Source organism: Actinomadura luzonensis, assembly GCF_022664455.2.
Lineage (GTDB): Bacteria > Actinomycetota > Actinomycetes > Streptosporangiales > Streptosporangiaceae > Nonomuraea > Nonomuraea luzonensis.
This window is the reverse complement of sequence record NZ_JAKRKC020000002.1, coordinates 2,401,734-2,421,889: the sequence shown is the minus strand read 5'-3', so window position 1 is coordinate 2,421,889 and position 20,156 is coordinate 2,401,734. Positions and strand designations below refer to the sequence as shown.

16 protein-coding genes are annotated in these 20,156 nt (G+C 74.6%); 6 read left to right on the top strand and 10 right to left on the bottom strand.

What is annotated here, in order from left to right:
• Positions 1-79: 79 nt before the first annotated feature.
• Both MF672_RS41590 and MF672_RS41585 read left to right on the top strand, forming a co-directional pair.
• Complete coding sequence (locus MF672_RS41590) at positions 80-442, top strand: hypothetical protein (protein ID WP_242382868.1); 363 nt, start codon at positions 80-82, stop codon at positions 440-442.
• Positions 443-568: 126 nt separating this feature from the next.
• The gene (locus MF672_RS41585; protein WP_242382872.1) at positions 569-1,564 is read left to right on the top strand and encodes an endonuclease/exonuclease/phosphatase family protein; all 996 of its coding nucleotides are present in this window, start codon (positions 569-571) and stop codon (positions 1,562-1,564) included.
• An 8-nt stretch (positions 1,565-1,572) separates the two neighbouring features.
• Here MF672_RS41585 and MF672_RS41580 read toward each other — a convergent pair whose 3' ends face one another.
• On the bottom strand, positions 1,573-2,037 hold the full coding sequence (locus MF672_RS41580) for a hypothetical protein (RefSeq protein WP_242382866.1): 465 nt from the start codon (positions 2,035-2,037) through the stop codon (positions 1,573-1,575).
• Between the two features lie 117 nt (positions 2,038-2,154).
• Here MF672_RS41580 and MF672_RS41575 point away from each other — a divergent pair, with 117 nt between their 5' ends.
• Complete coding sequence (locus tag MF672_RS41575) at positions 2,155-3,537, top strand: xylan 1,4-beta-xylosidase (protein ID WP_242382864.1); 1,383 nt, start codon at positions 2,155-2,157, stop codon at positions 3,535-3,537.
• Here the strand turns inward: MF672_RS41575 and MF672_RS41570 are convergent.
• Genes MF672_RS41570 through MF672_RS41555 form a run of 4 tightly spaced genes read right to left on the bottom strand, consistent with a single transcriptional unit; the run spans position 3,518 to position 8,588 of the window.
• Complete coding sequence (locus tag MF672_RS41570) at positions 3,518-5,446, bottom strand: DUF8034 domain-containing protein (protein WP_242382862.1); 1,929 nt, start codon at positions 5,444-5,446, stop codon at positions 3,518-3,520. The two genes, MF672_RS41575 and MF672_RS41570, sit on opposite strands and share 20 nt — an antisense overlap.
• Before the next feature lie 16 nt (positions 5,447-5,462).
• Complete coding sequence (locus tag MF672_RS41565; protein ID WP_242382860.1) at positions 5,463-6,332, bottom strand: carbohydrate ABC transporter permease; 870 nt, start codon at positions 6,330-6,332, stop codon at positions 5,463-5,465.
• Positions 6,322-7,236 carry a carbohydrate ABC transporter permease gene (locus tag MF672_RS41560; RefSeq protein ID WP_242382858.1) on the bottom strand — a complete coding sequence of 305 codons (915 nt, stop codon included), beginning with the start codon at positions 7,234-7,236 and terminating at the stop codon, positions 6,322-6,324. The genes MF672_RS41565 and MF672_RS41560 overlap by 11 nt, the downstream gene beginning before the upstream one ends.
• A complete protein-coding gene (locus MF672_RS41555; RefSeq protein ID WP_242382856.1) occupies positions 7,233-8,588 on the bottom strand; it encodes an ABC transporter substrate-binding protein in 1,356 nt (451 codons plus the stop codon). The genes MF672_RS41560 and MF672_RS41555 overlap by 4 nt, the downstream gene beginning before the upstream one ends.
• Before the next feature lie 140 nt (positions 8,589-8,728).
• On the opposite strand from MF672_RS41555, the gene MF672_RS41550 reads away from it, so the two are divergent.
• From MF672_RS41550 to MF672_RS41540, 3 genes are all read left to right on the top strand, one after another.
• Entirely contained in the window at positions 8,729-9,490 is a 762-nt protein-coding gene (locus tag MF672_RS41550; RefSeq protein WP_242382854.1) for a FadR/GntR family transcriptional regulator, read from the top strand.
• Positions 9,491-9,557: 67 nt separating this feature from the next.
• Positions 9,558-9,950: a peptidase inhibitor family I36 protein gene (locus MF672_RS41545; protein ID WP_242382853.1), complete on the top strand. Its 393-nt coding sequence runs from the start codon at positions 9,558-9,560 to the stop codon at positions 9,948-9,950.
• Between the two features lie 44 nt (positions 9,951-9,994).
• A complete protein-coding gene (locus MF672_RS41540) occupies positions 9,995-10,897 on the top strand; it encodes a hypothetical protein (RefSeq protein WP_242382851.1) in 903 nt (300 codons plus the stop codon).
• Positions 10,898-10,961: 64 nt separating this feature from the next.
• Here MF672_RS41540 and MF672_RS52540 read toward each other — a convergent pair whose 3' ends face one another.
• The 5 genes from MF672_RS52540 to MF672_RS41515 form a co-directional block, all read right to left on the bottom strand.
• Positions 10,962-12,728, bottom strand: a complete 1,767-nt coding sequence (locus MF672_RS52540) for an ATP-binding protein (RefSeq protein ID WP_507161387.1) — start codon at positions 12,726-12,728, stop codon at positions 10,962-10,964.
• 635 nt (positions 12,729-13,363) lie between these two features.
• Entirely contained in the window at positions 13,364-14,548 is a 1,185-nt protein-coding gene (locus MF672_RS51630; RefSeq protein ID WP_302893364.1) for an AfsR/SARP family transcriptional regulator, read from the bottom strand.
• Between the two features lie 381 nt (positions 14,549-14,929).
• Positions 14,930-16,360: a PP2C family protein-serine/threonine phosphatase gene (locus MF672_RS41525; RefSeq protein ID WP_247815690.1), complete on the bottom strand. Its 1,431-nt coding sequence runs from the start codon at positions 16,358-16,360 to the stop codon at positions 14,930-14,932.
• A gap of 47 nt (positions 16,361-16,407) precedes the next feature.
• The gene (locus tag MF672_RS41520; RefSeq protein ID WP_242383552.1) at positions 16,408-17,445 is read right to left on the bottom strand and encodes a LacI family DNA-binding transcriptional regulator; all 1,038 of its coding nucleotides are present in this window, start codon (positions 17,443-17,445) and stop codon (positions 16,408-16,410) included.
• On the bottom strand, positions 17,429-19,870 hold the full coding sequence (locus MF672_RS41515; protein WP_242383553.1) for a beta-xylosidase/alpha-l-arabinosidase: 2,442 nt from the start codon (positions 19,868-19,870) through the stop codon (positions 17,429-17,431). The genes MF672_RS41520 and MF672_RS41515 overlap by 17 nt, the downstream gene beginning before the upstream one ends.
• Positions 19,871-20,156 lie beyond the last annotated feature (286 nt).

Below are 20,156 nucleotides of genomic sequence, written 5' to 3'. Positions count from 1 at the left end.
ACCTGCTGTTGGACAGCCCGGCCCGCCCGCTTCACTGGTCGCAGCGGCCGCCCGGGCCGCTCCCGACAGGAGGACCACCATGAACGCACCCACCACCCCGCGCCGCCCCGCCCGTACCGCCAGGGCCGCCTTCGCCGCCACCGCGCTGACCGCCGGGCTGACCGCCGCGCTCGGCCTCGCCGCCCTCGCGACGGCCGCGGCCCCGGCGCAGGCGGCCGGGCAGCCCGGCCTGGACCGGCTGCACGCGTACTGCCAGAGCCTCGGCCACCTCAACTCGGTGGCGCAGGACCCGAAGTCGGTCTGGAGCTGGCGGTGCGTCGGCGTGGACGGCACCATGCACGGCATCAACATGCACGACGCCTGCCGCTGGCACCACGGCCCGGGCCTGGCGCACGCCCAGTTCCACGACGAGCGCAACGCCTTCTCCTGGTACTGCTACTGACCGGGCGCGCGGGCCCGGAGCGGATCCGGGCCCGCGCCCCGTCCGGCGCGAAAACACCATCCGTACCAGGCTTTCCCACTATCATAGAAATTTCATGAATACCGCCTAGAGTGCGTCTCCGTGCTGATGGAAGAGGTCGCCGGAGCGCCGGCGCCGGGCGCCGCGCCCCGTCCCAGGCGGTGGCGGCGCTGGGCGTCCCGGCTGGTCGTGGCGGCCTCCGTGGTGTTCGCGGCGGGCACGGCCGTGCGGCTGGGCGGCCTGGAGACGGGCGCGCTGCTGGTGCCGCTGGTCTCCTTCACCCCGTACTTCGCGCTCGCCGCGGCGCTGACGCTCGTGCCGGCGGCCTTGCTCCGCAGCCGGGCGGCCGTCGCGATCCTGCTGGCCGTGTGCGCGTGCCTGGCGTGGTGCGTGGCCCCGCGCGCGATCGCGTCGGCCGAGCCGGCGCAGGGGCGGCCGCTCCGGCTGCTGACCGCGAACCTCAACGGCGGGCGCGGCGACGCCGCCACGATCGTCGGCCTGGTGCGCAGCCACGACGTGGACGTGCTCAGCCTGCAGGAGCTCACCTACTCCGAACGCGGGCGGCTGAAGGCGGCCGGGCTGGAGAGCCTGCTGCCGTACCAGGTGACCAGGCCGGAGGTGTGGGGCCCCGAGGGCAGCGGCCTGTACGCCCGCTACCCGCTGCGCGAGCGCACCGGCCTCTTCCGGCCGGTCGGGCACCACATGCCGGTGGCCGAGGTGTCGCTGCCCGGCGGCCAGGCGGTCGAGGTGGTGGTCGTGCACCCGGTCGCGCCCGTGCCCTCGACCGTGCCCGAGTGGCACGACGGCGTGGCGACGCTGCCGCCCGCGCCCGCGTCCGGCCCGCCGCGCGTGCTGGCCGGCGACTTCAACGCGACGCTGGACCACGCGGTCCTCCGCGACCTGCTCGGCACCGGCTACACCGACGCGGCGGCGGCGACCGGCGAAGGGCTCGTCCCGACCTGGCCGATGCGCCGGTTCCCGCCGCTGGTGGCCATCGACCACGTGCTGACCGACGGACGCGCGGGCGCGGTCGCGGTGCGGATCCACGACGTCCCGGGCTCCGACCACCGCGCCCTGTTCGCCGACCTGCGGGTCCGGCCGTGACGCCCCGCTCAGCGGCGCCGGACGGCGGCCAGGACGCAGCAGGCGGACAGCACCGTGGGCACCATCGGCGTCAGCAGGACGAACGCGCCCCGCGCCCCGTACCACCGGTCCAGGCAGCCGGGGTCGTACACCATGTCGAAGGCGAAGCCCAGCGGCTCGGGCAGGTAGAGCAGCAGCCCGGCCGCCAGCACCCGCGCGGCCGCCCGGCCGGGCACCGGCCGGCCGCGCCGCAGGCCGAGCCAGTGCAGGAAGCAGGCCGCCGCCACCGCGACCGCCGGCGACCACAGGGGCGGCAGCCACCCGAAGGTGTTCCAGAACAGGGAGCGCGGCTCGCCCGACAGCTCCCTGCCCGGGCAGTACAGTGCGGGCCCGTAGAAGAAGAAGCCCGCGTCGCCCAGCGTGACCGACAGAACGAAGCCGCCGGCGGCGAGCAGCAGCGCGGCGGCCCACCATAACCGTGATCTAGTGGACACGGCTCGCCAACCTATCGGGGGTAGCGTTGGCCGGCGATCGGGTTCCGGATCCTCGCACGGGCGGCCGCCCGTGCCATGCTCACAACCAGACGGAACATCGGAAACGGGTGGATCTCAGTGTCAGCGGACAGCGGGAACACGAAATGGGGACGGCCGGTCCGGGCGATCGCCGTGGCCACGCTGGCGATGGTCGTCGCAGGCTGCGCGGCGGCCTCCGGCGGCCCGGACGGCGCCACCGCCGAGCCGGGCGGGCCGGCCGCCACGGGGTCCGCGCCGCCTACAGAGGCGTCCGGCGACGCCGCCGCGCCGCCCGCCGTCGACCCTGACTGGCCGCGCTGGGGCTTCACCCACACGGGCGTCAGCGCCAACAACATCACCCCCGCCTTCGAACGGACCGTCGCCGAGTCGCTCTCCCGGACCCCCATGCTGCAGAACCAGCACATCATGGGCTTTGGCGCGCTCAACCCGCAGCCCTCGCGCAACGACTACTTCTGGGAGGACCTGGACAGCCGGACGAACTTCATGAAGGAGTCCGGCGGCACCCAGATCCTCACCCTGTGCTGCGCCCCCGACTGGATGAAGGGCGGCCCCGAGGGCCCGACCTCGCAGGAGGGTTGGGAGGCGCACCTGGAGGACGCCCCCTACCCCGAGCACTACGACGACTTCGCCAAGCTGGCCGCCACGGTCGCCGAGCGTTACCGCGACGTCCAGTACTTCATGGTGTGGAACGAGTTCAAGGGCTTCTGGCCGAACCACTCCAGGCCCGCCGACTACAAGGGCTACACGCAGCTCTACAACAAGGTCTACGACGCGGTGAAGGCGGTCCGCCCCGACGCCAAGGTCGGCGGCCCCTACCTCGGCTTCGACAGCAACAGGAGCGGCCGCTCGGAGCTGCGCGGCGACTGGGGAGTGATCAACCAGAACGTCCTGGACGCCTTCGACTACTGGTTCGAGCACAAGAAGGGCGCCGACTTCGTCGTCGTGGACGGCGCCTCCCCGACCGACGCCCACGAGCTGCTGCCCGACGAGTTCGGCGCGCTGAGCAAGTTCAGCGCGGTCACGACGTGGCTGCGCCAGAAGACCGGCAACCTGCCGGTCTGGTGGTCGGAGTGGTACTTCGAGCCCGAGGACGGCACGGTCTGGCCGGAGGGCAAGCGGCTGGCCGTGCAGGCGGCCTCGATGATGGAGTTCGTGCGGAGCGGCGCCGCCACCGCGCTGTTCTGGAACCCGCAGACCAAGGACCGCGCCTGCAAGGGCTGCCTGTGGGACCCGCGCACCGGGCAGCCGCTGGCCTCCGAGAAGCTCATCGGCGAGTTCGTGAAGTGGTTCCCCGCGGGGGCGAAGCTGGACGACGTCTCCTCCTCCGACCCGAAGGTCCGGGTGCTGGCCCAGCCGCAGCAGCTGCTGCTGGTCAACACCGCGAACTCCCGGGTCGCCACGGAGGTGGACGGCAAGACGTTCGAGCTCAAGCCGTACGAGGTCAGATGGAGCTCTCGCTGACCTCCCACGGCGCGCGGTAGGACGGCCGGCGGGCGCGCAGCCGCAGGCGCAGGGTGAGCGTGACCGTGGTGCCGGCCGGCAGCTCCACGGTCAGGTGCGGCCCGCCCACCGGGTGCTCGGCGGCGGCGACGGCCGGCTCGTGGTGCACGTACTCGGTGTGGCGGCCGGTCCAGGCGGGCGCGGCGGGGTCGAGGCCGGTCGCGGTCGCGGTGACGATCTCGTGCTCGCCGAACGCGCCGCCCTGCACCACGATCGTGCGGTCCTCGGTGGCCGACAGGTTGACCAGCGTGACGACGGTGGCCTCCGGCTCGATCGCGCTGACCAGCGCCGCCACCTGGTCCGGCACGCCGGGGCGGCGCCGCCGGGCGTCGAAGTAGCGGACCCGGGCCTGCTGGAGGCCGCCGTTGTAGATCACCTGGGGGCCGCCCCACATGAGCTGGACGAGTGCCTCGGTGACCACCGGGTTGACGTTCTGCCAGAGGTGGATGTCCTCCTCCGGCAGGTCACGGCCGGCGTTGGCGAGCAGCAGCGCGACGCGGCGGCGGGCCTGGGCGTGCGCGGCGGCCAGGATGCGCTCAGGGTAGTCGGGGTTGTCGCCGCGCAGGTAGGCGTACCAGGGCTCCTCGTGCCCGGCCTCCTCCTTGTCGCGGAAGGGCCGGACGGTCGCCCAGTCGTAGCCGGCGGCGGCACGCAGCGTGTCGAGCCTGGCCCGGTCCTCGGGGGCGCCGGTGTGGTGCCACAGCGCGAGCGGCACCGACGTCTGGATCGGGTTGTGGTCGAACCAGCCCTTGTCGCTGTGCCGGTAGGGCACCAGCAGCGTCGGGACGGCGACGTCGGGGCCGAGGTGGGCGCGCCAGCGGCCCTGGTTGGCCGAGTCGCACTCGTCGAAGGGCAGCTTGACGCCGCGCTCGATGACGGCGTCCAGGGTGCTGCGGACGAAGCCGAGGTAGCCGTCGTCGCCGGTGGCGAGGGCGGCGCTGAGCGCGCCGGCGGCCGCCGCCTGGCCGATGCTGTAGAGGCCGTGCGGCCAGCTCCAGCCGTAGTGGCCGCCGTACCAGCGGCCGTCGAGCAGGCTGCCGACGACGCCGTCGGGCCCGACGTTGTCGGGGACGATCCCGCCGTTGTCCTCGGCGCGGCGCCGCCAGGCCCCGACGTAGTCGCGCAGCCAGGCGGCGTAGCGCTCCTCCCCGGTCGCCAGGTAGGCGTTGGCGACCAGCCCGGCCACGCTCAGGTTGCCGACGGCGTCGCCCCTGCCGAGCCGCCGCTGCATCTCGGCCCCGAGCCGGGGGTCCTCGGCGAGCGGCGGGACGGGTGTGCCGGGCGGCAGCAGCCAGTCCAGCGGGTAGCCGTACTGGGCGGCCTCGGCCTCGGTCCACGGGTACGCGGGCGAGTCGGCGACGCCTTCCCGCGCGCCCCGGCTGCCGTTGTGCGGGGCCTTGATGATCCGCCGCCCGGGGTCGTAGTTGCCCTTGGCCGGGTCGAGGTAGAGGTCGGCGAAGCGCCGGGCGCGCTCCGTCCAGGCGGCCGGGTCGGCGGCGGTCAGGAAGTACGTGAACAGCAGGCTCTCGCCCTGGTGGAACCAGTCGTAGCCGATCTCGAACTCGTCGGCGAACATGCCGAGCGCGGTCATCTGGGCCGTCACGCCGTGCCAGTGCCGGGCGCAAACTTCCAGCAGGTCGTCCGCGCCGCCCAGCAGGTAGAGCTGCGGCCAGTTGAAGAACGGCTCGAAGAAGTCGTCGGCGCCGTCGCGCGAGGACAGCCGGCCGGTGTAGCGCAGCGACCCGTCGGGCTCGGTGTAGCGGGAGGAGAACAGCCGCCGTCCCTCGTCGAGCAGGTCGAGCAGCGCACGCTGGGCCAGCGCCCAGGCGGGCGGGTCGAGGACGGGGACGCTGGCCGTCACCTTGGCCATGGAACTCCTCACGGGATCAGCCCTTGGTCGCGCCGGCGGTCAGCCCGGCGACCAGGAAACGTTGCGAGAACAGGAAGACGAGCAGCACCGGGGTGATCGACAGCAGGGTGGCGAGCACCAGCTCCGGCGGCTGCACCTCGGCGGCGGCGCCGACGACGGGGTTGAAGGTCGGGGTGGCGGCCAGCATCTGGGTCAGGCCGACCTGCATCGGGTAGTGGTCGCTGTTCGGCAGCATCACGTACGGCAGGAAGAAGTTGTTCCAGTTCTGGGTGAAGCTGAAGAAGCCGACCAGCGCGACGACCGGCTTGGCGAGGGGCAGCGCCACCCGCGCGAACGTGGCGGTCTCGCCGCAGCCGTCCAGCCGCGCCGAGTCGAGCAGCGAGGCGGGCACGCTGGTGGAGAAGTAGATGTAGGTCAGGTACACGCCGAACGGGAAGAACGACATCGGCAGCACCACCGAGGCGGTGGTGTTGACCAGCCCCACGTAGCTGAGCTCCAGGAAGATCGGCAGCACCAGGGCGGTGGCCGGCATCAGCATCACCACCAGGGTGATGATCAGCAGCAGGCGGCGGCCGGCGAAGCTCATCAGGGCGAGGGCGTAGCCGGCCGGGACGCTCACCAGCAGCGTCAGCACCACCGCGAGCGCGGCGTACAGCACCGAGTTGCCCATCCAGGTGGCCACCGCGCCATCCTGGAAGTCCATGAGGTGGCGCCAGTTGTCCAGGAGCGTGCCGAGCGAGCCGGGCGCGAGCGGGTTGTCGCGGACGAGCCCGGCCGGGCTCTTGGTGGAGGCGAGCACCAGCCACACCATCGGCAGCGCGAAGAACAGCGCGAACGCCGCCAGCACGACCGCGACCAGGCCCTTGACCAGCAGGCTAATCCGCATCGAACAGGCCGCCCTTCGCCACGAAGAACCCGGCGCAGCAGACCGCCACGACGAGCAGGTCGATCGCGATCGCGGCCGAGCCGTTGAAGTCGTTCTGGTCGAAGGCGTACAGGTAGGCGAGCTGGTTGAGCGAGTAGTCGGTGCCGACGACGCCGAAGCTGGCCTGGGAGATGAGCTGCGGCTCGACGAAGAGCTGGGTGCCGGCCGCCAGCGACAGGATCAGCATGTACACGATCCACTTGCGCAGCATCGGGAGCTGCACGCGCAGCGCGGTGCGGACCGGGCCGGCGCCGTCCACGCGGGCGGCCTCGATGATCTCGTGCGGGATGCCGTTGAGCGCGCCGTACATGACGACGATCCAGCCGCCCGCGCCGGTCCAGAACGCGATGACGGTGAAGATCCACGGCAGGTGGCCGGGCGCGACCACGGCCACGAACGTCGAGCCCCACAGCGCGCGCACGATGCCGTCCACCGGGCTGACGGACGGGTCCAGCATGAACAGCCACAGCAGCACGCTGGAGGCGCCGGCCAGCGCGCCCGGCACGTAGTAGACGAACCGGAGCGTGGCCCGCGACCAGGCCGCCGTCAGCCGGTGCACCAGCAGCGCCAGCACCAGGACCAGCACGGCGAGCATGACCAGCCAGAGCACCAGGTACGTGCCGACGTGCCCAACGGCGGCCAGGAACCGGTAGTCCTGGGCGGTGCGGACGAAGTTGTCCAGGCCCGCGAAGCGCCCGCCCGAGTCGGTGAAGGCCAGGTTGAGCGCGTACACCGTCGGCACGATGCCGAAGGCGACCAGCAGGACGACGTACCCGGAGACGAAGACGTGCCCCGCCGCCGGCCGCCAGGAGCGCGAGCGGCTCCTGGCGGGCGCGGCGGCGGCGCTGATCACGGGTGCGGTCATCTGGCGACCTGGTAGCCGAACACCTGAGCCTGCCGCTCGATGGCGGTCTGCCACTCCGGCAGCAGCGACTCGACGGTCTTGCCGGCGGTCTGGCCGGGGATGACGGTCTTGGCCCAGATCGACTCCTGGCTGAACTCGGGCGAGCCCCATCCGGGCCAGACCTGGCCGGCCGCGGCGGTGATCGGGGCGGCGATGTCGCCCGCGTAGTAGCCGCTGTCCTGCTGCTTGGCGATCCACTTGGCCGCGGCGGAGGCGTAGGCGGGGTAGCCGGGCGACTTGTCGACCTGGTAGGCGTCGGCGGTGGCGACCCAGGTCAGGAAGTCCTTGGCGGCGTCGAGGCGGGCGGTGTGCCGCGACAGCCACCAGGTGCCGCCGCCGACGTTGCCGGTGACGGGCGGGTTCTGGTCGGCCCAGTGCAGCGCGTCGCCGACCGCGAGCCGGCCCTTCGGGGTCTTGAGCGCGCCCTGGAAGACCGCGCCGCCGTACCAGGCGGGGCCGGGCAGCATGAGGACCTTGTCGCCCTGGTTCTTGGCGAAGTCGGGGCCGAAGAGCGGCAGCATCGACATCGTCTTGTTGGCGACCAGCTTGTCGATCATGCGGGCGGCGCGGACGCAGGCGGGGTCGGTGGCCTTGACGGTGATCGCCTTGGCGCCGGTGACCTGGTTGGCCGGGCACTGCGCGCCCCACATGTAGATCTCGGGCGCCCAGGCGTCGCCGGCCGTGCCGACGAGGTAGCCGGGGTGCTCGGCGGCGACCTTGCCGGCCAGCGCCTGGTACTCCTCCCAGGTCTTCGGGACGGTGTAGCCGAACTCGTCGAACAGCTTCTTGTCGTACCAGAGCACCACCTGGGCCAGGTCGTTGCGCAGGCAGTAGACGACGCCGCCCACCGTGCACACGTCGAGCGCGCCCTTGGCGAAGCCGTCCAGCGTGGCCTGGTCGACCAGCCCCTTGCTGAGCGGGGCCACGAAGGCGTCGTCGCCCTGGGAGGCCCAGGAGGCGGTGTTGTTGTCGGTGGTGAACACCACGTCGGGCCACCCCTCGCCGGCCCGGTTGAAGAGCTGGACCTTGGTCTTGAGCGTGCCCGAGCCGTTGGCGTTGCCGTCGTAGGTGACGATGTCGAGCTGCACGTCCGGGTGCGCGGCCTGGTAGGCCTTGGCGGCGTCCAGCCGGGTGGAGTCGACCCAGACGACGAGCTTGCCGTCCTTCTGCGGAGCGGGGGCGAAGCCGTAGGGGGAACCGGCCTGCGAGTTCGTGGCGGTGGTGGCCGTCCTGGCCGGGCCGGGCGGCGGCCCGCAGGCCGCGACGGCGGAAAGGACCAGGGCTGCGAGGAGGGCCTGGCTGCGTCGTCTCATGGGATGTCCTCGGTGCAGGCGGAATTGCTGGGTATGTGAACGCCGCGTTTCCGGATATGACATCATACGTGTGACGTCTGGCACAACGCCTATAATCAGGGCGGTCCGCGATCGTGACCGGCTGTGCTCCGGAGGGCACGTTGACCCAACACGCACCACCTGCGGCGACGCCCGCAGCCGAGCCCCCTCGGCGGCGGCGCGCCCGGCCCGCCAAGCTGGGCACCACCGTGGTCGAGCAGCTGGTGGACGACATCGTCCGCGGCGTGCTCGCCCCCGGCACGGCGCTGCCGCCCGAGGCCGACCTGTGCGCCGAGTTCGGCGTCAGCCGCACCGTGATCCGCGAGTCGGTGAAGGTCGTCCAGGAGAAGGGCCTGGTCCGCATCGAGCACGGGCGCGGCACCCAGGTCACCGACCCGCGCCAGTGGAACCTGCTCGACGACGTGGTGCTCACCTCGGTGATCGCGCACGACGAGAACGTGACGTTCCTGGACGAGCTGGTGTCGGTCCGCACCGCGCTGGAGGCCGACATGGCGGCCGCGGCGGCTCTCGCCCACACCGCCGACGACGACGCCCGGATCGCCGCCGAGCTGGGCGCGATGCGGGCCAGCCTGCACTCGGCCCCCGACTTCGGCGCGGCCGACGTGCGCTTCCACGACATGATCATGGCCGCGTCCCGCAACCGGCTCGGCAGGGCCATCGTCAACAGCATCCACGACAAGGCCCGCACCAGCATGCGCTACCACGGCGAGTACAACGAGGCCGTCATGCGCCGCACCCTGGACGAGCACCGGGCGATCAGCGACGCCATCGCGGCGGGCGACCCCGACGCGGCGGCCGCGGCCATGCGCCGGCACATCACCGACTCGTGGAACCGCCGCCGCCCCACCGGCCCGGCCTCATAGCATTACTTTGCGCGTTCGTGATGCTACTCTGGGTTGCCAGGACCAGCCTCGTCCCCAGGGAGTGCGTATGAAGTTCAGGTCAGGCACGGCCGTCGGCGCCGCGGTGCTCGGGATCGCCGGGCTGCTCGTGGCGGCGTCCCCGGCGGACGCGCAGGCGCGGGCGGCCCGCTGGCTCCTCGTCTACGAGCACGACGACTTCAAGGGCCGCTCCGCGCAGCTCTCGGCCAACGACTCCAACTTCATCAACAACTACTGGCCGGGCAGCGGGGCCAGCATCAACGACAACATCAGCTCGTTCCGGAACCAGGGCGACCAGCGCGCGGTGATGTACTCCGACGCCAACTACACCGGCGCCGCCTACTCCGCGCTCGCCCACTCCGTCGACAGCGACCTGACCCACAACAGCCACAACCCGTCCAACTTCGACAACGTGGCCAGCTCCGTCCGTTTCGTGATCTGAGAGACAGCGGGACGGCATCGCCCCGCGCGAGGCGAGGAGGGACTGTGCCGATCGGCTTCTTCTCCCGAAGGCGCGCCCGCCGCCGTCCCGCTTCTCCTGCCCGCTGGGCGGCTCTCGTCCTGGTGCTCCTCGCCGCCGGGTGCGCGCACCCGCGGCAGGCCGCCGCACCGGCCGGGCAGCCACCCGAGGTGAGCGCGGAGGCCCGCGCCCTCCGCTTCCCCCTCGACGCCTACACCCTCTCCCGCCTCGACATCCAGACCGTCGAGTACGCGGAAGACCTGCTCACCCGCGCGTGCATGCGCGGCGCCGGCCTCGACTGGGAGCTGCTGCCGCCGCCCGCGCGCGTCGACACCGACCCGCTGCACCGCAGGCGGTACGGCGTGATCGAGCCCGAGGTCGCCGCCCGCTACGGCTACCACCTGCCGCCCCTCGCCGCCGACCAGCGGGCGCGCGAGCAGGTGTGGCGGCGGCGGGAGACGCTGCCGCCCGCCCAGCGGCGCGCGGCCTACGGCGACGACGGCCAGGGCGGCTGCCGGCAGACCGCCCGCACCCGGCTGGCGGCCGGCGTCCCGGCGCTCGACCAGCAGTGGCTGAACGGCTTCATCGGCGACACCTTCGCGGCCTCCCAGCGGGTCCCCGCCGTGGTCGCGGCGTTCGACGCCTGGAGCAGGTGCATGAAGGCCCGCGGATTCGGCTACCGCACGCCCCTCGACGCCGCCGCCGACCCGGCCTGGTCGCGCTACCCTCAGGCCGGGCCGGGAGAGCTCGCCGCCGCCACGGCCGACGTCGGCTGCAAGCGGGCCACGGGCCTGGTCGCCACCTGGTCCGCCGCCGACGAGGCCGTCCAGCTCCGCGCCATCGCCGCCCACCGCGACGCCTTCGACCGCTTCCGGCGCGCCCGCGAGGCCGAGCTGGACGCGGCCCGCAAGGTCATCGGCCACCGATAGCGACCGGGCCCCCGTCCTGGTGACACCCGGTCCGCTTCGCGCCAGGCCGCCCCTCGGGCGCTGGTCAGGGGGTGGGCAGCGGGGCGCGGACGGTCTTGACCGCGGCGTCGCGGGCCAGAGCCGCGCCGGCCGCGTAAGCCGCCTCGTAGGCCGCGTCACCGAGCCGGGCGCGGGCGCGCTCGGCCGGGCGCAGGAGGCCGTCGAAGCCGCTCAGGTCCTCGGTGCCGCGCAGCGCGGTCGCGGCGCCGAGCCGGCGGGCCGCCTCGGCGGGCGCGTCCCGGTCCAGGGCGAGCGCGGCCTGGACGTGCGCGATCGCCGCCAGGGTCGGCATGTCCCCGGCCGCGATCCCCAGCTCGACGGCCGCGGCGAGCAGCCCCTCGGCCTCGCCGTACGCGTGCTCGCCCGGAGCGCCGGTGAGCGCGGCCGTCGCGCGCCAGCACGCCGTCCACGCCCGCAGATGGGGCAAGGTCGCGGCCTGCTCGGCGGCGGCCAGCTCGGCCAGCGCGCCCGCGCGGTCACCGGCGCGCAGCAGCACCTCGGCGTGCGCCAGCCGGATGTACTCGACGCCCTCGCGCCGCCGCATCCGCTCCACCCGCTCCCAGGCTGCGGCCACGGACGCCCGGGCCCGCTCCGGCTCCCCCGCCCGCGCGTACGCGACCGCCAGCTTCGCCAGGATCTCGGCCTGGTCCTCCAGCATGTCGAGCTCGCCGGTCAGCCGCAGCGCCCGCGACCGCGCCTCGATCGAGGCCGCCAGGTCGCCGCGGAGCGCGTGGTGCTCGGCCAGCGTCCGCAGCACGGCCGACAGCGCCCACCGCTCCCCCAGGGCCTCCAGGCGCTCGCGGGCCTCGCTCATCAGCGTGAACGCCCGGCCGACGTCGCCCTCGCTCTCGGCCAGCATCCCCATCATGAGCAGCGCCAGCGCCCGCTCCCAGCCGGTCAGCAGCGGCAGGACGCGTCCGGCGGCCCGCGCGGCCTCCGCCTCGTCGTCCAGCAGCACGGGCGCCACCAGCAGCAGCACGCTCCCGGAGACGACCTCGCGATCGGATCCGCCGCCCGGCCCGTCGGAGGGTGCACCGGCGTCGGAGGGTTCACCGGCGTCGGCCTCGGCCGCGGCGGGCAGGGCGGCGGACTCGGCGGCGGACTCGGCGGCGGACTCGGCGGCGGACTCGGCAGCGGGCTCGGCGGCGGACTCGGCGGCGGACTCGGCAGCGGACTCGGCAGCGGTGGGCTGGGCGGCGGTGAGCAGGCGGTCGCGGAGGGCGAGGCCGGCGAGCACGTCCCGCCGCGCCCGCTCCCGCTCGCCCCGCTCCTGCCTGGCCAGCCCGCGCAGCACCAGCGACGCCGACCGCTGCGCCTCGGGCACCTCCCGGTCGAGCTCCAGGACGCCCCGCGCCCAGTGCATGCCCTCGGCGCGCATGCCCCGCAGGTACCAGAACCACCAGACGGCCGCGACCAGCCGCACGCCCAGCTCGGCGTCCCCCGTCTCGGCGGCGTGCCGGAGGGCGGCGACGACGTTGTCGTGGTCGTCCCGCAGCCGGGCCAGCCAGCGGAGCTGATCGGCCGTACGCAGCCCCGGGTCGGCGGTCTCGGCCAGGCGCAGGAAGTGGCGGGCGTGCCGGTCGCGCACGTCGCGGTCGCGGCCCTCGGCGGCCAGCCGGGCCATGCCGTACGAGCGCACGGTCTCCTGCATGCGGTAGCGGTCGCCGACCGGCTCGGCCAGGGACTTGTCCACCAGGCCCGACAACACGTCCAGCACGTCGCCGGGGTCGAGGCCGCCGACCTCCTCCAGCGCCTCCAGCGTGGCGCCGCCCGGGAAGACGGCGAGCCGCATCGCCAGCTCGCGTTCGTCCTCCGACAGCAGCTCCCAGCTCCAGTCCACGACCGCCTGCAACGTCCGGTGCCGGGGCAGCGCCGTGCGGCTGCCGCTGCTGAGCAGTCGGAACCGGTCGTCCAGGCGGGCGGCGATCTGCTCGGCGGTCAGCGCCCGCATCCGGGCGGCGGCCAGTTCGAGGGCCAGCGGCATGCCGTCCAGCCGCCGGCAGATCTCGACGACCGCGTCCGCGTTGCCCTCGTCCACGACGAAGCCGGGGCGTACGGCGGCGGCGCGCTCGGCGAACAGCCGCACGGCCGGGTAGGCGCGGACGTCCGCCGCCGGGTCGTCCCCCGGCCAGGCCAGGGACGGGATCGGGTACAACGTCTCCCCCGCCACGGCCAGCGACTCCCGGCTGGTCGCCAGGATGCGCAGGTCGGGGCAGGCGCCGAGGAGCCGGTCAGCCAGCCGCGCGGCCTCGCCGACCACGTGCTCGCAGTTGTCGAGCACCAGCAGCGCGCGGCGGCCGGTGAACGCCTCGACCAGCTTCGCGATCGCGTCACCCGGCCCGGGCCCGGCGTCGGCGGACTCGAACCAGCCGCCGTCCCTGGGCCCGACCGCGGCGAGCACGGCGTGCGGCACGTCGGCGGGGTCGGTCACGGCGGCCAGCTCGGCCAGCCACACGACGTCATCGGGCTCGCCCCCGGCGGCGATCCCCGGGTCGGCGGCGCGCTCCGGCACGGTGGCGCGCTCCGGCACGGTGGCGCGCTCCGGCGCGATGGCGCGCTCCGGCACGGCGGCGTTCCCGGCACGGCGGCGTTCCCCGGCACGGCGGCGTTCCCCGGCACGGCGGCGTTCCCCGGCACGGCGGCGTTCCCCGGCACGGCGGCGTTCCCCGGCACGGCGGCGGGCTCTGAGGCGGCGGCGGGCGCTGGGCCGGCGGCGGCGCGGTGGGCGGCCTCCAAGGCCAGGCGGGTCTTGCCCGCGCCGCCCGCCCCCACGATCGTGACCAGCCGCCCCGCGCGCAGCGCCGCCTCCACCTCCGCCAGCTCCCGCTCCCGTCCGACGAAGCTGGTGACCTGGGCCCGCAGGTTGGTCCGGCGGGAGGGGGCGGGGCGCGGCGGCCGGGCCGGCCCGGGGCGCGTCTCCAGGTCGTGCCGGAGAATGGACAGATGCAGGGCGGCCAGCGCGGCCGAGGGATCCACGCCCAGCTCGGCGTCCAGCGTGCGCCGGGTGCGCTCGTACACCTCCAGCGCCTCCGCCTGCCGCCCGGCCGCGTACAGGGCCCGCATGTGCAGCCCTTGGAGGCGTTCGCGCAGCGGGTGGGCGGCGGCGAGCGGCGCCAGCTCGGCCAGCACGTCGGCGCCCGCCGCGAGCTCCAGCTCCAGCCGGTCCTCGGCCGCCGACAGCCGCAGGTCCTCCAGCCGGACGGCGACCGGCCCGGCGAACGGCGACCCGGCGAGGTCGGTGAGCGCGCTCCCCCGCCACAGCCCCTCCGCCTCCCGCAGCGCCGCGAGCCCGCCGGCCGCGACCAGCCGCTCGAAACGCACGGCGTCCACGTCGTCCGGCCCGGCCACGAGCCGGTACCCGGCGGGGTGCGACTCGATGGCGGCGTGCCCGATCAGCCGCCGGGTCCGCGACACCAGCGACTGCAGGGCGTTGGCGCTGCCGGCCGGCGCCCGCTCGCCCCAGATGGCGTCGATGAGCACGTCCACCGGCACCACCCGGCCGGGTTCGAGGGCGAGCCGGGCGGTCAGCGCCCGCAGCCGGGCGCCGGGGATCTCGACGGGACGCCCGTCCTCGTCGCGCACTTCGAACGGACCGAGCAGCAGAACACGCACGCCCCAAGCTTGCCAGCAGCCGGGCGTTGCCGGTCAAATCCCCTCACCCGGCGGCGTACCGGAGGTGACGCGGGGCGGTGGTGCGGCCGAAGCGCGAGCGGTGGGCGGGGGGCCGAGCACGACCACGGCGCTCTCGCCGAGGTCGCGGGGCGTGGCGGGACCGGCCGATGCGGCAGTGGGGCAGCAGGGCAGGCGAAGGCCACGGCGCCGCCGTCCGGCCGGCGCCCGGCCATCCGGGCAGGGTGCGGCCATCCGGGCAGGGCGCGACCATCCGGGCAGGGCGCGACCATCCGGGCAGGGCGCGACCGCCCCAGGCGGTCGCCTCCGCGGGCCGCCCGATCTCTCCGGTTCGTCACCATCCTGCCGTGGCGGAGGGGCAGGTCAGGAGGTGTGCTGGGGCTGGGCGCACCACTCGACGAGCAGGACCGTGGCGTCGTCCTGGAGCCAGCCGCGCTGGTGGTCGAGGATCGTGTTGATCAGGCGGCGCAGGGTCTCGGGCGCGGACACGCCGTCGGCCTCCCGCTTGATGACGAAGTCGATGAAGCGGTCGAGCCCGAACAGCTCGCCGTGCGGGTCCTGGGCCTCGATCACGCCGTCGGTGTAGAGGAGCAGCCGGTCGCCGGGTTCGAGCTGGTAGCGGCCCAGCTCGGTGGGCACGCCGAGGCCGAGCCCCATCGGGGTGCCCGAGCCGGCGTCGAGGGTGGCGACGAGCTGGCCGCGGCGCAGCACCACGGGCGGGGGGTGGCCCCGGTTGGCCCACACCAGCCAGCCCGTACGGGTGTCGAGGTCGGCGAGGATGCCGGTGGCGAAGCGCGTGGTGGCGAACTGGCCGGCGATGGCGTCGTCCACGGCGTCGCCGGCGGCCAGCACGTCGGCGCCCTCGCGGCGGTGCTTGCGCCAGCAGCCGACGGCGATGGTCGCGGTGAGCCCGGCCGAGGTGTCGTGGCCCATCGCGTCGAAGATCGACAGCCGGAGCACGTCGCCGTTGAGCGCGAAGTCGAAGGCGTCGCCGCCCACCTCGTACGCGGGCTCCAGCGCGGCGCTGACCACGACGCGGTCGTTGGCGAAGGTGGCGCCGGGCATCAGGTTCCACAGCACCTCGGCCGACAGCGCCATCGGGCGGGTGCGGACAAGCTGGGCGTAGACGTCGCTGAAGGGCCGCTTGCTCTGCACGAGCAGGGTGACCAGGCCGGCGAGCCGGGTGACGCGGGCGAGCACGTCGGGGCCGGCGTGCGGCACGATCACGCCGAGGACGCCGAGCCGCTCGGTGCCGTTGAGCAGCGGCACCCACAGCCGGCGCGGCCCCTCCTCGGCGGAGGACCCGGCGGAGGATCCGGCGGAGGGGCCGGGCAGGGGGCCGGGGCAGGGGTCGGCGGGGTCGCCGGCGGCGGTGGCGGTGCGGCCCTGGACCGGCTCCATGCCGCGGAAGGCCAGCCCGGGAATGGTGGTGTCGATGGCGATCCGGTCGAGCGGCGCGCCGGTCTCGTCGCGCTGCCCCGGCAGCGGCAGCAGGAACTGCTGCTGGAGGTCGGCCACGTACAGCATGGCGTGCGCGAGCCCGGCCTGGTCGGCGTGCGCGCCGACCAGGCCGGGCAGGTCCTCAAGCGCGGCCAGCTGGCCGTCGCGCAGCAGGCCGCCCAGCAGCCCCTCGTCGCCCGGGCCGTCAGCACCGCGCTCACCGCCGTCCGCGGCACCGCCGTCCGCGGCACCGCCGTCCGCGGCACCGCCGTCCGCGGCACCGCCGTCCGCGGCACCGCCGTCCGCGGCACCGCCGTCCGCGGCGTCGCCGCCCGGGCCCCCCTCGCCCCGCATGGCGCCCCCTCCCCGATCATCGGGGTCCTACCCGGCCGGGACGCCTCTCAGGCATGCCGTGAGCAGGTCACCTCCGCCGTCGAGCCGCGCACGATCAGCTCGGTGGCCAGCTCGACGTGATGGGAGTCGATGGGCTCGCCGGCCGCGAGGCGCAGCGCGGTGCGCAGCGCGACGCCGCCCATCTCGCGCAGCGGCTGGCGGACGGTGGTCAGCGGCGGCGAGGCGATCCGGGCGATCTGGGTGTCGTCGAAGCCGACGATGCTGAGGTCCTCCGGGATGCGCAGGCCGCGCGCGCGGGCGGCCTCCATGACGCCGAGCGCGGCCTCGTCGCAGCCGACGAAGATCGCGGTGGGCGGTTCGGGCAGGTCGAGCACGGCGGCGCCGTACTCCAGCCCGTCCCGGTAGCGGAAGTGGCCGAAGCTTGTGTATCCGGGCAGGACGGGCGCGCCCTCGGCCTCCATCGCGGCGCGGTAGCCGTGCAGCCGCGCCTGGTTGCAGGCGGCGGTGGCCGGGCCGCCGATGTAGGCGATGCGGCGGTGGCCGAGCGAGAGCAGGTGCTGGGTGGCGCTCAGGCCGCCGGCGAAGTTCGTCGAGCCGATGCTGGTCACGCGGGCGCGCGGCAGGTTGAGCGGGTCGATGACGACCAGCGGCAGGCGGGCCCGCGACAGCGCGGTGAGCTGGCCGCCGGTGAGCTGGCTGGTGACGGCGATCAGCGCCCGCCGGCCGGCGGCGACCAGGTCGCGCGCCCAGGAGCCGGACCGGGCGGCGCCCCTCCTGATGCCGACGACGACGCCGACGCCCAGCTCGGCCCCGGTGTCCACGAGACCCTGGATGATCTCGTTGGAGTACGCGTTGATGTCCGCGTCGAACTGCACCTCGACGGTGTCGGTCCCGGGGCCCTCCCCGCGGCGCGGCGCGAGCGCGGGCGCCACGTAGTCGTGCTGCCGCAGCAGCGACTCGACCAGCGAGCGGGTCGCCGGAGCGACGTCGCTGCGCCCGTTGAGCACCTTGGACACGGTCGCGACCGACACGCCGGCGGAGGCCGCGACCGTGGCCAGGGTGGCTCGTCTAGGACCGTTCGGCATCGATTCCCTCCTGAGGTCCCTCCTGATGCTGCACGGAGACGGGAGTGTCGAGGCGCCGGTCGTGGCCGACGGCCCGGACCGGGCCGGTCAGCCGGACCACGCCGCGGCACGGCAGGTCGGCGGCGGACGTGCCGGCGAGCACCTCGACGTCCCCGGGCTCCACGATGCGCCTCAGGTCGCGTCCGGTGAAGGCGGTGCGGTCGGCGTGCACCCGGAAGGTGACGCGGGCCGCGGCCCCGGGCTCCAGCCGCACCCGGGCGAACCCGGTGAGCTGCCGCACCGGCCGGGTCACCTGGGCGAGCACGTCGTGCAGGTAGAGCTGGACGACCTCGTCGCCGGCCCGGCCGCCGGTGTTGCGCACCAGGACGCTCGCGGTGAACTCGCCGTCGGTCGGCACCTCGGCGTCGCTGAGGCGCAGGTCGGTGACGTCGAAGGCGGTGTACGAGGCGCCGTACCCGAACGGGAACAGCGGCGTCGGGTCGAGGTTGCTGATGCCGTGGCTGTCGGCCCCGAGCGGCGGTTGCAGGTAGGTGCCCGGCTGCCCGCCGTGCCCGCGCGGGATCTGCACCGGCAGCCGTCCGGACGGCTGGACCCGGCCGGACAGCACGCCCGCGACGGCCGCGCCGCCCTCCTCGCCCGGCATGAACGCCTGCACGAGCCCGGCGGCGGCCGCGTGCACCCGGCCGAGCGCGTACGGCCGGCCGGAGACGACGACCACGACGACCGGTGTGCCGGTGGCGGCCAGCTCGGTCACCAGGTCCTCCTGCACGCCGGGCAGCCGCAGGTCGTCGGCGTCGCAGCCCTCCCCCGACGTGCCGTGGCCGAACAGCCCGGCGAGGTCGCCGACGGCCACCACGCACAGGTCGGCGTCGCGGGCGGCGGCGAGCGCGGCGGCGAAGCCGGAGCGGTCGCCCTGCACGTCGCAGCCCCGCTGGTGGGTGATCTCGCTGTCCGGCAGCTCGGCGCGGAGCGCGTCGAGCAGGCTCGGCGCCTCGACGCCCAGGCCGAGGCCGGGGTGGCGGGGCAGCACGTGGTTGGGGAAGGCGTAGCAGCCCATGAACGTGCGCGGGTCGTCGGCGCACGGCCCGACGACGGCCACCCGCCGCGGCGCCGCCCGGCCCTCGCCGGTCAGCGGCAGGGCGGCGCCGGCGTCCAGCAGGACGACGGAGCGCTCGGCCAGCTCGCGGGCGAGGGCCCGGTTGCCCGGCGCGTCGAGGTCGACGGCGGCGGCCCCGGCCACGGACAGCTCCGGGGTCCAGTCCGCGTCGAGCAGCCCGAGCTGCGCCTTCTGGGTGAGCAGCCGGCGCGCGGCCCGGTCGATCAGCTCCTCGGGCAGCTCGCCGCGGCGCACCCGGTCGGCGAGCCGCTGCCCGAAGCCGAGGGTGTCGGGCAGCTCGACGTCGATCCCGGCGGCGAGGGCCAGCGCGCCGGCCTCGTCGGTGTCCGCGGCGACGCGGTGCATGGTGGCGAGGAACGGGACCGCCCAGTAGTCGGAGACGACGGTGCCGGTGAAGCCCCAGTCGTCGCGCAGGACCTCGGTGAGCAGCCAGGGGTCGGCCCCGGCGGGGACGCCGTCCACGTCGGAGTAGGAGTTCATCACCGAGCGGGCCCCGCCGAGCGCGATCGCGGTCTCGAAGGCGGGCAGGATCATGTCCATCAGCTCGCGCCGCCCCATGGGGACGGGGCCGTGGTTGCGGGCCGCGCGGGAGGCGGAGTAGCCGGCGAAGTGCTTGAGGGTGGCGATGATCCCGGCGCTCTCCAGGCCGCGCACGTAGGCGGCGCCGAGCATCGAGACGAGGTACGGGTCCTCGCCCATCGTCTCCTCGACGCGCCCCCACCGGTAGTCGCGCACCACGTCGAGCACGGGCGACAGGCCCTGGTGGACGCCGACGGCCGCCATGTCGCGCCCGATCGCCGCGGCCATGCGCTCGACCAGCTCGGGGTCGAAGGTGGCGCCCCAGGCGATGGCGGCCGGGTAGACGGTCGCGCCGTAGGCGGTGAACCCGGTCAGGCACTCCTCGTGCACGATCGCCGGGATGCCGAAGCGGGAGGCGGCCATCACCTGCCGCTGGAGCCGGACCACCTCGGCGGCGCCCTCGGCGGGCGTGACGGGGGCGCTGCCGTGGACGCGGGTCAGGTGGCCGAGGCCGTGCCTGATCGCCTCCTCGAAGGGGACGGTGCCGGAGGCGGCGAAGACGTCCTGCATGGGGGCGACGTTGAGCGCGCCCTCGCTGTCGGGCGCGTCCTCCGCGGGCGGCTCGGCCTGCATGTCGTTGCCGACCCAGCGGCTGCCGAGCTGTCCGATCTTCTCTTCGAGCGTCATCTCGGCAAGGAGGGCCTCGACCCGGTCGGCCACGGGCAGGCCAGGGTTCTGCCACGGACGGAGAACACCGTCCACCGCGGGCGTCCGATCCACAGCCGTCATCTGATGCTCTCCTTCGCAGAGACTTCCAGCGTGAGCTTTTCGAAATGTTTCGACGTCGTCAGCGACCCGTGAGCGAGACCTCCTCGACTCCAGAAGAGCAGCTAAGCGCCGCGCCAGCGTACTTTACTCATCCCCTGTTCGAATAGAGAGCAGTCGCATTGCGCCGCTCTTGACAGCCACATAGTCGAAATCTAAATTGGCGTGCCACGCGGCATGTCGCAAACATTTCGACGAGCTCACCTCTCAAGGAGGACGTGGACGAGCGGCATCGGCCGGCCCGCCCCGC